This is a genomic window from Halorientalis litorea (assembly GCF_023028225.1).
Classification (GTDB): Archaea; Halobacteriota; Halobacteria; order Halobacteriales; family Haloarculaceae; genus Halorientalis; species Halorientalis litorea.
Genome location: NZ_CP095482.1, coordinates 1,075,659 through 1,088,462, shown reverse-complemented (window position 1 = coordinate 1,088,462; position 12,804 = coordinate 1,075,659). Strand labels below are relative to the sequence as shown.

Annotated in this window: 13 protein-coding genes; 8 read left to right on the top strand and 5 right to left on the bottom strand. The window is 67.4% G+C overall.

Going from position 1 to position 12,804, the window contains the following annotated elements:
* Positions 1 to 43: 43 nt before the first annotated feature.
* Entirely contained in the window at positions 44 to 874 is an 831-nt protein-coding gene (locus MUG95_RS05865) for a molybdopterin synthase (RefSeq protein WP_247010139.1), read from the bottom strand.
* A gap of 88 nt (positions 875 to 962) precedes the next feature.
* Here MUG95_RS05865 and pyrH point away from each other — a divergent pair, with 88 nt between their 5' ends.
* The 6 genes from pyrH to MUG95_RS05835 all read left to right on the top strand — a co-directional run bounded on the left by pyrH (position 963) and on the right by MUG95_RS05835 (position 8,386).
* Entirely contained in the window at positions 963 to 1,655 is a 693-nt protein-coding gene (gene pyrH, locus MUG95_RS05860) for a UMP kinase (protein ID WP_247010138.1), read from the top strand.
* Complete coding sequence (gene lysS / locus MUG95_RS05855) at positions 1,648 to 3,351, top strand: lysine--tRNA ligase (protein ID WP_247010137.1); 1,704 nt, start codon at positions 1,648 to 1,650, stop codon at positions 3,349 to 3,351. Before pyrH ends, lysS begins: the two co-directional genes overlap by 8 nt.
* 76 nt (positions 3,352 to 3,427) lie before the next feature.
* The gene (locus MUG95_RS05850) at positions 3,428 to 5,242 is read left to right on the top strand and encodes a site-2 protease family protein (protein ID WP_247010136.1); all 1,815 of its coding nucleotides are present in this window, start codon (positions 3,428 to 3,430) and stop codon (positions 5,240 to 5,242) included.
* Positions 5,243 to 5,304: 62 nt separating this feature from the next.
* Positions 5,305 to 7,266: a heme-binding protein gene (locus tag MUG95_RS05845; protein ID WP_247010135.1), complete on the top strand. Its 1,962-nt coding sequence runs from the start codon at positions 5,305 to 5,307 to the stop codon at positions 7,264 to 7,266.
* A gap of 241 nt (positions 7,267 to 7,507) precedes the next feature.
* Positions 7,508 to 7,984: a pyruvoyl-dependent arginine decarboxylase gene (locus MUG95_RS05840; protein WP_247010134.1), complete on the top strand. Its 477-nt coding sequence runs from the start codon at positions 7,508 to 7,510 to the stop codon at positions 7,982 to 7,984.
* Between the two features lie 39 nt (positions 7,985 to 8,023).
* On the top strand, positions 8,024 to 8,386 hold the full coding sequence (locus tag MUG95_RS05835; protein ID WP_247010133.1) for a DUF5811 family protein: 363 nt from the start codon (positions 8,024 to 8,026) through the stop codon (positions 8,384 to 8,386).
* Here MUG95_RS05835 and MUG95_RS05830 read toward each other — a convergent pair whose 3' ends face one another.
* A complete protein-coding gene (locus tag MUG95_RS05830; protein WP_308219592.1) occupies positions 8,387 to 8,578 on the bottom strand; it encodes a DUF8015 family protein in 192 nt (63 codons plus the stop codon).
* Positions 8,579 to 8,661: 83 nt separating this feature from the next.
* Positions 8,662 to 10,473: a translation initiation factor IF-2 gene (gene infB, locus MUG95_RS05825; RefSeq protein ID WP_247010132.1), complete on the bottom strand. Its 1,812-nt coding sequence runs from the start codon at positions 10,471 to 10,473 to the stop codon at positions 8,662 to 8,664.
* A gap of 186 nt (positions 10,474 to 10,659) precedes the next feature.
* Here infB and MUG95_RS05820 point away from each other — a divergent pair, with 186 nt between their 5' ends.
* Positions 10,660 to 10,899, top strand: coding sequence for a PRC-barrel domain-containing protein (locus MUG95_RS05820; RefSeq protein ID WP_247010131.1), 240 nt, complete (start codon positions 10,660 to 10,662; stop codon positions 10,897 to 10,899).
* 13 nt (positions 10,900 to 10,912) lie between these two features.
* The gene (locus tag MUG95_RS05815) at positions 10,913 to 11,371 is read left to right on the top strand and encodes an NOB1 family endonuclease (protein WP_247010130.1); all 459 of its coding nucleotides are present in this window, start codon (positions 10,913 to 10,915) and stop codon (positions 11,369 to 11,371) included.
* A gap of 14 nt (positions 11,372 to 11,385) precedes the next feature.
* Here MUG95_RS05815 and MUG95_RS05810 read toward each other — a convergent pair whose 3' ends face one another.
* On the bottom strand, positions 11,386 to 11,520 hold the full coding sequence (locus MUG95_RS05810) for a ribbon-helix-helix protein, CopG family (protein ID WP_247010129.1): 135 nt from the start codon (positions 11,518 to 11,520) through the stop codon (positions 11,386 to 11,388).
* 86 nt (positions 11,521 to 11,606) lie between these two features.
* Positions 11,607 to 12,746, bottom strand: coding sequence for a CPBP family intramembrane glutamic endopeptidase (locus tag MUG95_RS05805; RefSeq protein WP_247010128.1), 1,140 nt, complete (start codon positions 12,744 to 12,746; stop codon positions 11,607 to 11,609).
* Positions 12,747 to 12,804 lie beyond the last annotated feature (58 nt).

Sequence of the window (12,804 nt, the reverse complement as noted above, 5' to 3'; positions counted from 1 at the left end):
GCAAAGAAAGAGCAAAAGTGACCGCAACGTTCCCGGCGCGCGCTCACTCGCGCTGGTGGACCCAGAACTCTTCGTCTACCGTGACCTCCCGCTTGAACAGCGGCACCTCGTCTTTCAGGCGGTCGATCCCGTCCTCGACAGTTCGGAACGCCTCGCCGCGGTGGCCCGCCAACACGACCACGAACACGATGTCTTCGCCGTACTCGACTACGCCCGTCCGGTGGTGGAGCAACACCTCGAACACGCCCTCGCGCGCTTCGAGGTCGGCGACGATGGACGCCATCCGGTCCGCGGCGACCCCCTCGTACTTCTCGAACTCGAGGTACTCCGTCGGTTCGTCGTCGGGTGCGTCCCGTGCGCGCACCCGCCCGGTGAAAGTTGCGATGGCCCCCGACCGCTCGGCGTCGGGCGACCGTTTGACCCGCTGGACCAGCGATTCGAGCGTCTCGTACGGTTCCGTGGCGGCGAGTGCGTCGAGGACGCCGTCCACGTCCACCGCGTCCGCCGCCGGTGCGGCCGCGAGTGCCGTCCCCGCGTGGTCCCGGTCACCGAGGACGACCTGCGGGATGGCGGCCTCGCTGAACCCCTCGACGAGGGCGTAGTCGTACGCCGGCGCGAGGGAGTCGAGCGTGTCGTCCAGGGTTCGGTCCTCGCCGGTGGCGAACCATCCCTCCTCGTCGGTGAGACCGTAGGTGGCCGCCGCGCCGGCGTTCCGGTGGCGTGCGGTGTCTTTCCCCTCGGTGTCGACTTCGGGCGCGTGCGTGAGGTGTTTGACTGTGGCTACCCGTCCACGCTCGTCGAGTCGCGTCGCCAACCGCTCGACGAGTGTCGTCTTCCCGCTGTCGGAGGGGCCGACGACGCCGAGTACTCTCATGCCCGCAGGGAGTGGCCCGACCCGCATTAGCCTTGCTCCGGTCCGCGTGTGACAATTCTTAAGACCGCATCGCGGCAACCCCGAGGCAATGAAAGTCGTCGTCTCCGTCGGGGGGAGCGTACTCGCACCGGACCTCGAACCCGACCAGGTTCGCGCCTACGCCGATGTCATCGAGGGACTGGTCGACGCCGGCCACCGCGTCGGCGTCGTCGTCGGCGGGGGTACCGTCGCCCGCGACTACATCGGGGCGGCCCGCGAACTCGGGGCCAACGAGATGCAACTCGACCAGTTGGGCATCGGCGTGACGCGCCTGAACGCCCGCCTGCTCATCGCCGCGCTGGGCGACCGGGCCGCACCGACGCCCCCGGAGACCTACGAGGACGCCGGGGCCGCCTTCCACCGCGGCGACGTGCCGGTGATGGGCGGCGTCGCCGCCGCACAGACCACCGACGCCGTGAGTGCCGCGCTCGCAGAGTACGTCAACGCCGACCTCCTCGTCTACGCGACGAGCGTCCCCGGGGTGTTCAGTGCCGACCCCGAAACGAACCCCGGCGCGACGAAACACGACCACCTCAACCCCGAGGAACTGGTGAGCATCATCGCCGAAATCGAGATGGCCGCCGGGAGCAACGCCCCCGTGGACCTGCTCGCGGCGAAGGTCATCGAACGGGCCGGACTGCACGCCGTCGTCCTCGACGGGGCCGACCCGGCGAACGTCGATGCGGCCGTTCGGACCGGCGAACACGAGGGCACAGAGGTCAGACCGCGGGACGATGACTGAGGACGACACAGCCGACGCCGACCTGTACGACCCCTACGAGGTAGGGAGTTCCACCGAGCGGGCCTTCTGGGCCGACGCCGTCGCGGACGCCGTCGAGGCGGCCCGCGACTCGACTGCGGCCGACGACACCGCGGGCTCCGACGACCCGATAGTCATCAAGGGGGGCGTCTCGCCCTCTGGTGTCCCCCACATCGGCCACTTCAACGAGATACTGCGCAACTACTTCGTCGCGGAGGCACTCAGAGAACGCGGTCACGAGGTCCGGCAGGTGTTCACCACCGACGACCGTGACCCCCTCCGCAAGATTCCCCGGACGCTCGCGGACCTCGACTGGAACGTCGTGGACTTCGGCGACGACGCCGTCGACTCCGGTGCCGTCGGGCAGAACCTCGGGAAGCCCTACACCGACATCCCCGACCCGTTCGGGTGCTGTGGCTCCTACGGCGAACACTTCACGATCCTCCTCCGGGAGAGCGCGGACCTGCTCGACGTACCCATCGAGTTCGTCTCGAACACCGAGAACTACGAAGCTGGTGCCTTCGACGGTATCACCTCGTACCTCCTCGAACATACCGACGAGGCGCGTGACCTCCTCGCGGAGTATCAGGCGAGTGTGGGCGAGGACTACGTCCCGTTCACGCCCCTCTGTGCCGAGTGTGGACGGCTCACGGGTCGCGTGCTCGATGCCGACCTCGACGCAGAGACGGTCGAGTACGTCTGTGAGGACGTCGAGGCCGGTAACCGGACCATCGAGGGCTGTGGGCACGAGGGGACCGCGACGTTCCGTGAGGGAAAACTCCCGTGGCGGTTCGAGTGGCCCGCCCAGTGGGGCCTGCTCGGCGTGGACTTCGAGCCGTTCGGGAAAGACCACGCCGAGGGGTCCTGGCCCAGCGGGGAGGACATCGCCCGCAACCTGCTCGACATCGACCCGCCGGTGCCGATGGTCTACGAGTGGTTCACCCTCGATGGCGAGGCACTGTCGTCCTCTTCGGGCAACGTCGTCACCGTCGCGGAGGTACTCGAACTGCTCGAACCGGAAGTCCTCCGCTACTTCTTCGTGAAGGACCCGCGGAAACAGCGCGACTTCAGTACCGCGACGCTCGACCAGTTGGTCGACGACTTCGACCGGCTGGAGCGGGTCTACTTCGGGGCCGTCGAACCGCGCGACGAACAAGAGGTGGAACTGGCCGAGCGCGCCTATCCGATGGTGATGGGGGACGTACCCGACAGCCAACCCGTCCGGATTCCGTACACCTTCGCGGCGGTGCTCGGGATGACCGACGACCACGCGCTCCGGGAGACGATGGCCCGTCGCGAGGGACACATCCCCGAGGAGACGCCGCCCGAAGTCGTCAACCGGGCACTGGCCCGCGTCGAGAAGGCCCGTACGTGGGCTGAGACGACCGACAACGAGTACAACTACCGACTCGCCGAGGAACTGCCGGCGGTGTCCGTCGACGCGGACACGGCGGCCGCGCTGGACGAACTCGCCGACTTCGTGGCAGAGACCGAGGACGGCGAGGAGATTCAGGGCGAGATTTACGAGGCTGCGAAACGTCACGATATCGAGGTAAGCGACTTCTTCGCCGTCGGGTACCGGTTGTTCCTCGACACGGACAACGGGCCACGGCTCGGGCCATTCCTCGCGGCACTGGACGAGCAGTTCGTCCTCGAACGACTTCGACGCGAGGGGTAACCGCCGTCGTGCGGTCCGACTGTCCTCGTCCCCGGTATCCAAACCCTCTTGCTTGGCAGGCCCGTCGGTGAACACGATGGTTAGCACGCTGACTTGGGTGCTCGCCGGAATCGTCCTCTACACCCTCGTGGTGATGGTGCTACGGACGCGCGGCGTTCTCCCCGAGTTCATTCGGGTGCAGGGACCGATTACCACGGTCCACACGAAGCGCGGCCGCGCCTTCCTCGACTGGCTCGCCACGCCAAAACGGTTCTGGCGCGCGTGGGGGAACTTCGGCGTCGGCATCGCTCTGGTCGTGATGTTCGGCTCGTTCCTGATGGTGTTGTTCGCGGCACTCCAGTCCGTCAGCCAACCCGAAGCGACGGCCGTCCAGAATCCCCAGAACGTCCTCGTCATTCCCGGCGTCAACGAGTTCCTCCCGCTGTCCGCCGCCCCGGAAATCGTCTTCGGCCTCCTGCTCGGCTTGGTGGTCCACGAAGGCGGGCACGGCTTGCTCTGCCGGGTGGAAGACATCGACATCGAATCCATGGGGCTCGCGCTGTTCACGATAATCCCTGTCGGTGCCTTCGTCGAACCGAGCGAGGAGAGTCGCGAGCGGGCCAACCGCGGTTCACAGACCCGGATGTTCGCCGCCGGGGTCACCAACAACTTCGCTATCACGCTCGTCGCCTTCCTCCTGCTGTTCGGGCCGATTATCGGTTCGATAGCCGTCGTCAGCGGCGTCCCCGTCGGCGACGTTGCACAGGGGTCCGCCGCGGCGGCCGCCGGCATCGAACGCGGGACGGTCATCACGGGCGTCGACGGCACGCCGGTGGCGAACGAGAGCGAACTCGACGACGTACTCAGGGAGAACGGGGCCCGCACCGTCGAAGTCCAGCGACAGGACGCACCCCCGATACGGGTCAACCGGTCGCTGATGATAACGCGGGCTATCCCGGGCGTTCTCGACGGCCGCACGCCCGAGGAGGGCGTTGACCTGAGCGGCGAGGCACCGCCGACGATACTGGCGGTCAACGACACTCGCGTCTACACCCAGCAGGACTTGGCGGCCGCGCTCGAGGACCGCACCGTCGTCACCCTCGCGACGACGGACGGCAACGCGACGTTCCCGGTCGGCGCGTACGCCTCACAACTCATCGAGGACGGGCCACTCGACAGTGCTGGCGCGCCGACCGAGGGGCCGCTCGTCCTGACCCGCGTCGGCGGTGAGCGCGTGACCGACACCGACTCGCTTCGCACGGTCCTCTCGGACTACGCCCCCGGCGACACCGTGCGCGTCGAGGCCTACGTCGGCGACGACTTCCGCCGCGAGGTGTACGAGGTGGAACTCGGGGAGAACCCCGACGGGAGCGGCGGCGCGTACCTGGGCATCTTCCTCCAGCAGGGACTCAGCGGCGTCACCGTGGACGACTTCGGCATCGACGTGTACCCTGCCGAGTCGTTCCTCGCACTGCTCGGTGGCGGTGACGGGTCCCTCGGCGGTCTCAGCCCCGACTCCATCGTCCAGCAGGTGTTCGCCGTGCTGTTGATGCCGTTCCTGAGCGTCCTCGAACCGCAGTTCGCCTACAACTTCGCGGGCTTCGTGCCGAGCGTGGCCGACTTCTACACGACGACGGGGCCGCTCGGGTTCCTCGGCGGCGGCGTCCTCATGCTGGCGAACGTCGCCTTCTGGACCGGGTGGATAAACCTCCAACTCGGCCTGTTCAACTGTATCCCCGCGTTCCCACTCGACGGGGGGCACATCCTTCGGACCAGCACCGAAGCCGCCGTCTCGCGCCTCCCCGTCGAGGGCGGCCGTCGGGTGACGACGGCCATCACCGTCTCGATAACGCTCGTGATGCTCGCCGGCCTGTTCCTGATGGTGTTCGGGCCGGGGCTGCTGACTAGCTGAGGCGGGCACCCTCACTCGGACGAGAACGGAAACCTCCTTACGGAGCGTTACTAACGTCAGGTATGGACAAGCGTGACCCGCCGCCGACAGAGGAGGGCTGGTACGCCCTCCACGACTTCCGAACTGTGGACTGGGACGCGTGGCGGTCGGCCCCCGAACGCCGCCGTCAGCGCGCCATCGAGGAGGGCGTGACGTATCTGGAGTCACACGCCGCGCTCGACGACGTCGACGACCCCGGCGAGTTCGGCGGGGGCGCGACGGCCGTCTACACCATCGTCGGTCACGAGGCCGACATCATGGTGCTCCACCTCCGGGAGTCGGTCGCACACCTCGAAACCGCCGAACGGCAGTTCGAGGGGACGGCCTTCGCGGCGTTCACCGAGCAGACATCCTCGTACCTCTCGGTGACCGAGGCCTCCGGGTACACGGAGCGCGCCCGCGAGTACTTCGACGGCGAGGTAGCCGACGACTCCGGACTGGCGCAGTACATCCAGGACCGGCTCCACCCGGACGTGCCCGACGCCGAACACGTCTGTTTCTACCCGATGAGCAAGCGTCGGACCCCCGAACAGAACTGGTACGACCTGCCGTTCGAAGAGCGAGCCGAACACATGGCCCGCCACGGCGACATCGGACGGGGCTACGGCGGCAAAGTGAACCAGATGATAGCCGGGAGCGTCGGCCTCGACGACTGGGAGTGGGGCATCACGCTCTGGGCCGACGACCCCACCGACATCAAGGACCTGCTGTACGAGATGCGCTTCGACCCGTCGAGTTCGAAGTTCGCCGAGTTCGGCCCCTTCTACTTCGGCCGTCGGTTCCCGCCCGCGGACCTCGACGCGCTGTTGGCCGGCGAACACGTCCCGACGGACGACGCCGAGCAGTCCCACGAGACGGCCGACGCACACGCCGGGGACGCCCACCACGGCCACGCGGATACCCACGACGGAACCGAGGGACACCACTCCGGCGACGCCGACGGCCACCACGCTGCCGAGGGTGAGGACGCGGGCCACGCCGACGACGCGGCCGGCGGGCCGCCGGCCGGCGGCGACGGTGACGTGGACCCGGCCGACGACACGGACATCCAGAGCAAACTCGCCAACCTCGGCTTGTTCCCCGGGCAGGACTACGCGGAGGGGACCTACGGCTTGGTCTTCTACTCGGAGGCCGACGCCGCCGCCCTCGCCGACGAGGTGGACGGCCTGCGCGGGAACTTCGAGCACTACGACACCCACGTCCTGACGACGGTCCGGGCGAACGAGGGGCGGGCGGCCATCGCCAGCGTCTGGGAGACCGAGAGCGCGGCCGACACGGCCGCCGGGTTCCTCAACGACCTCTCCGGCGTCGTCGAGGGCTACCGCGGGCAGCTGGGAGAGGGTGACGGCACGACCGAAGCCGACACCGACGACGGCGACGCCATCCGCGGCGAACTCGAAGATCTCGACATCTACGCCGGGCAACCCCACGGCGAGGACGTGTACGCGCTCGTCCTCTACTCGGAGGCCGACCCCGAGCAGGTGTACGCCGAAGTGACCGACCTCCGGGAGAACTTCGACCACTACGACACCCACGTCAAGACGGCGGTGTACGAGGACGGTGCCGCCCGCGCCACGACGGAGGGCGACGCCACCGACCGCACGGCCGTCGTCAGCATCTGGGAGACCCAAGACGCCGCCGACACCGCCAGCGACTTCCTCTCGGACCTCCCCGGCATCGTCGGCCGCGCCGGCGATGGGTCCGGGTTCGGCACGATGGGCATGTTCTACACAGTCAAGCCAGAACACCGCGAGGACTTCGTCGAGCGGTTCGGGGCCGTCGGCGAGATGCTGGTCGATATGGACGGCCACCACGACACCGCCCTGCTGGTCAACCGCGAGGACGAGAACGACATGTTCATCGCCAGCCAGTGGCGCGCCCGCGAGGACGCGATGGCCTTCTTCCGTTCGGACGACTTCGCCGACACGGTGTCGTGGGGCCAAGACGTGCTGGCGGACCGCCCGCGGCACGTGTTCCTCGCCTAGCACATTTTTACTGCGTCGGGTTCGCGCTCCGCGCGAACCGCTCCTTGCAAAAATGTGCGTTAAAAACGTCTCGGCGCGGCCACCGGCCGCGCCGAGGGAACCGCCTCGCGCACCGCGCTCGGCGGACGCTGGCCTTCGACCGCACCGCTCCGGCACCGTGACCGCTTCCGCGCCGCAACCGCTCCCGCACCGCTACTGCCCCTTCGAAACGGATTAAGGGAGCCATCGTCTCCTTTCTACTATGACTACCATCCGCGTCGTCTGGGGGACCGCTACGGGGCCGACGCCCACGGCCTCCTACGACGCGGCACTCGCCGAGGCAAACGTCCACAACTTCAATTTGGTCACCGTCTCCTCCGTGATTCCGGCGGACGCCGACCTCGACGTGGCGGGGACGGCACCCGAGTTGGGTGACGTGGGCGACGCGCTGACCGTGGTGCAGGGGCGGGCCACGACACTGCCCGGCGAGTCCGGCGCGGCGGGCATTGGGTGGGCACGGAGTGCCTCCGGCCGGGGCATCTTCTACGAGGCGGACGGCCCGGACGAGGCGACTGTCCGCGAACGCGTCGAGCAGGGACTGGCCGCCGGGCGGGACCTCAGAGACTGGACGTTCACCGACGAGGAGAGCGTGGTCGTCGAGAGCGAGGCCGACCCGGACGCGTACGCTACGGCCGTCGTCGTCGCGGCGTACGGCCGGGGGCGTCACATCGGCCGGTAGCCTGACCTTTTTAAGTCCGACACGCCTACGAATAGAGAGATGTACGGAAACACCCCGTTCGCGGGTGCAGACGGTGGCGACGGTGAACCGGTGTTGACGACCGAACAGCGTCGTCACCTCCGGCGTGACCTCGCGAGCGTCGCCGCCGAGACCCGTGAGTTGCTTCCCGACGAGTTCGCGGTCGGTCTCGAACTGGCGCGGGGCGCGAACGGCCCACGTGCGACCGTCGCCGTCCAACCACCCATCGGGTCCGTGGTCAGTGCCGGGTACACGCCCGAGGACGACGCGGACCTCCGCATCGGCGACGACGAGCGGACGGACCTCGCGCACGGTCTCGCCGCGAGTGCCGCCCTCCAAGTCAAACAGGCGATGGCCGGCGACACGTCCCCGACGGCCCAGTAACTACTTCTCGACCGGGGGCGCGTAGAAGAGCGCGTACCCGATGACCGCGGCCGACGGGAGACTCCCCGCCGCGAGCGCGGCCGTCACCGGCACCCCGAACAACAGTCCGACGACCAGTGCCAGCAGTAGCGGTCCCGGGATGAACGACAGCACGAGGTCGGGGGTCGAGAGCGACCCGAGCAGTGCCGTCATGCGTACCGCACACTAGCCACGCCCGTCTAATTAAATATTATTACTCGGGCAAGGATACCGCGGTGCGGGTGCCGTTCGGGTCGTTACTTCCCCCAGAAGGGGTCCCGCTGGCGTTGTTTTTCGAGGTACTGGTGGAGGGCTTCGCGCTCGTCGGCGGGGATGTCCTCGTTGAGTTCCTGTTCGAGAATCTTGGCGTGTTTCTCCGGGAGTTCCGTCCAGAGTTCGTCGCCCTCCTCGATTTGGCGGCCGACGGTGGGGCCGTCGATGGAGACGGCGACGCGGTCACCCGACCGGGCCTCGTCGACGTCGTCGCCCTCGTCCTGTATCGTCTTGAGGGCACCTACGCGGGTCGGTTCGTTGCCCTCGAACTTCGCGACGTTCGAGTTGCGCTTGAGCGTCCCCGACAGCACCTCGACGCCGACGACGGCGGGGTTAGACTGGCGGAAGGTGTGGCCGTCGAGGATGCGGAACCGCGCGGGGCGGGTGATGTTTTCGAGTATCTTGTCCTGCTGTTCGCGCTCCATCTCCTCGACGAACTCCTCGTAATCTTGGATGAGCTGATAGATGACGTCGTGTTCGAAGATGCGGACGTCCTCCTGTTTGGCGAGGTCCGCGGCGTCGTCGAGGACGTCGACGGAGAAGGCGAGAATCGTCTCGTGTTTCGGCTCGTTGGCCGTCCCGGCGACGCTCACGTCGCGGGGGGCCACGTCGCCCACCTCGGCGCGGACGATGGGGATTTCGGCGTCTTCGAGGGTGTTGGCGATGGCTTCGAGACTGCCGAGGGTGTCGGCCTTGACGACCACGCCCTCCTCGGAACTGGTGACCTCGATTTCGGCGAGTTCCTCTTGGACCTCGGCGACGACGGTGTTCACGTCCCGGTCACGGACGACGCGAATCGGCGCGCCCGCCATCGCGTCGTCGAGGTCGGGCGCGGCTATCTTCACTCCGGCGGCGGCCGAGACGGACTCGACCTTCTCGAACTCCCGTTCGGTACGGATTTCGGCGAGGGGTTTCGGTTGGAGGAGCGCGCGCACGTCGGTCACGATGGTCTCGTTGACGCCGCCGACGACGATGGTGTCGTCGGCCCGGATGGTCCCGTCGTAGAGGACGGCGTCGATGGTCGTCCCGAACCCGCGGGCCTCCTTCACCTCCAGTACCGTCCCCGCGCCGGGGCCGGCCACGTCGATGGCCATCTCGTCTTTCATGTACCGCTGGGAGAGGCCCATCAGTACCGTCAGCAGGTCGGGGACGCCCTCGCCGGTCATCGCCGAGACGGGGACGACGCCGACGTTCTTCTGGAAGTTCTGGACACGCCAGTACATGTCGGCGGAGAACCCCATGTCGCTCAACTCGCCGATGATGCCGTACAGGCGGTCGTTCACGTCGCCCTGCACGCGGTCGGACTGCTCTTCGAGCGTCTGCTGGACCGGTTGTCCCTCGCGGGGGTTCCACCCCGGGACGGTGTCGACTTTGTTCGCGGCGACGATGAACGGCGTCTGCGTGCGCTTGAGAATCTCGACGGCCTCCTCGGTCTGTGGCTGGAACCCGTCGTTGACGTCCACGACGAGGACGGCGATGTCCGCGAGCGCGCCGCCGCGGGAGCGCAGCGTCGAAAACGAGTGGTGGCCGGGCGTGTCGATGAACAGCAGGCCGGGTAAGTCGAAGTCGGTCGGGTCGACGAGTTCGCCCGCGATGTCGGAGATGGTCGAGAGCGGGACGGCCGTCGAACCGATGTGCTGGGTGATGGCTCCGGCCTCGCCCTCGCTCACTGCGGAGCCGCGAATCTTGTCGAGGAGTGTGGTCTTTCCGTGGTCGACGTGGCCGAGCACCGCGACGATGGGCGTTCGGAGGCGTTGGCCCGTCTCTGTCGCGTCGGCGTCGTGGGAGTCAGACATGGCATACCACCGGAGAATCGGTTATCGGAACACAGCCCTGCGGCGCATATAATTCTGCCTTTCCGCGGCCGCCGGCCCCGACAGAGCCCCCATCCGGGTCGTTCGTGTGAACTCGCCGCGTGCGGCCGTCAGACCTCCGTCACACGCCCCGTGGCGTTTATGAGAGTGGAGCACACTACGGCGTGTATGGCAGAGATACTCGCGGAGAATCTCTCGGGGAAGGCCGTCATGGGGTCCGACGGCGTCGAACTCGGGATGCTGTACAACATCACGATGGATGCGAACTCGGGTCGCCTCGAGAACCTCATCGTCGAACCCGACGAGAACCTGCGGAACAGCGAGTTCCCCACCGACGACCGGGGCCGCCTTCTCGTCCCCGTCACCCGTGTGCAGGCCGTCAAAGACCACATGATTATCGACCACTAACGCTGTCTCTTCGATGTACGTTCTCGATTCGTCGGCGTTTATCAACGAGTATCACACCGAAGAGCGAATCGCATCCATCCCGATGGTGCGCGAGGAACTCGAAGACGAGAGTGCCTACCGCTTCGACGCACTCGAAGGCTCGGGGATGCACCTCCACGTCCCCGACGCCGAAACCGTCGAGCGCATCGAGCGGGCCGCCCGCGAGACGGGTGACCTCGCGGAACTCTCCAGAACGGACGTTCGGCTGGTCGCGGCCGCCTTCGAACTCGACAGTCCGCTCGTGACGGACGACTACGCGATGCAGAACGTCGCCGAGAAACTCGACGTGACCGTCGAAGTCATCGCACAGGATGGCATCACCGAACAGCGCGACTGGCTGTTCCAGTGTGCCGGGTGTGGGCGCGAGTTCGACGAGAACCACGACCGCTGTCCCATCTGCGGGAGCGACCTCTCGCGAAAGAACCCGGCGTAGCCTCCGCCTGCCGGTCACTCGATGTGTTCGATGCCGACGTCGAGCAACTGGCGGATGACCTCCCCCTCGGTGAGGTCGTACTCCCGGGCCAGCGACTCGACCTGTTCGGCGAGGTCGTCGTCACAGACGACGGAGTACCGGGTCGCCATACCCGACGTTTTCCACCGGTATCAATAAATACACGTCAGACAGGCGTCTCATCGCTGATTTTGACGTACCTTCGAAGGCATTAAACTCAGGCCGCCGGAACGTCCATGGTTAACTGCGCGTACAGTGCCGCGAACTGGAGGGCGTTGAACGCGCCGTGGATGAAGATGGGGACGAGGAGGTTCTCGGTCTTGTAGTAGGAGTACCCCAACACCAGCGAGAGGACGAACACGAGAAACAGCGTCGACACGGTGGCGACGGGATTCGGGTCCGCGTACTGCTGGAAGTGGACGGCGGCGAAGACGACGCTGGCCACCACGACGGCCGTCGACCGCGAGAACCGCTCGTAGAGGTACTTCTGGACCACGTTCCGGTAGACGAGTTCCTCGCCGGGACCGATGGCGAGAAACGAGAGGGGGACGAGTACCAGCAGGAACTCGGGGTTCTCTATCCGTTCGGCGAGTTCCTGAATGCTGCTCTCGGCCGTCGGCAGTCCGAGCGACGTGAAGGCGAACGAGACCATCCCGGCCGAGAGAAAGAGGACGACGAGCCCGCCGATGCTGTACGCGACGGCCTGCAGGTCGGGCCACGCGAGGTCAACGTAGTCCCAGCCGAGGTCACGGACCTTCAGGTAGCCAGCGGCGAACACCGCGAGACCGACGCCCGACCCGACAGTCAGGACGGCGATAGAGACCGTCGTCCCGAACGACCGGGCGAGCAGGCCCGGTACCACTGCGATGAGGCTACTGACGAGGAAGCCGAGCAGGCCGATACCCGCGGCGAACGCCGTGCCGCGCCCTTTCGACACTAGTTCGTCGTCCGGCATTCCCCGGAAGTCGGCGGCGGCGAGGCCGACGGTGAACAGTGCCGCGAGTGCGGCGACGGGGAGCGCGGGTTCGACGGTGGGTGCGGTACCGCTCCCGGTCGCCGGGAGGAGCAACCGGGCGAGGGCGACGCCGACGACGCCGAGCGCGGCGACGCCCGCGACGCCAGCACCGACACGCCGGTCGAGGCCGACGTGACGGCGGGCAACGAATGCGAGGGCGGCGAGGAGAGCGAGGGCGGCACCGACGACACTGCCGTCGACGGCGTCGACGGCGACGAACGGTTCCGCACCCGTCCACGGGAACAGACAGGCGGCGAGGGCGACACCGGCGAGGACCACGCCCAGCGACGGCGCGATGGCCGTCGCGGGTGCGCGGTCACCGGTGGCGTGTGCTGTATCCATCGGTAGAAACGACGGGGCGGGTCGGTTTATGATCTGTGTTTCCGGGGCTGTCGCGATT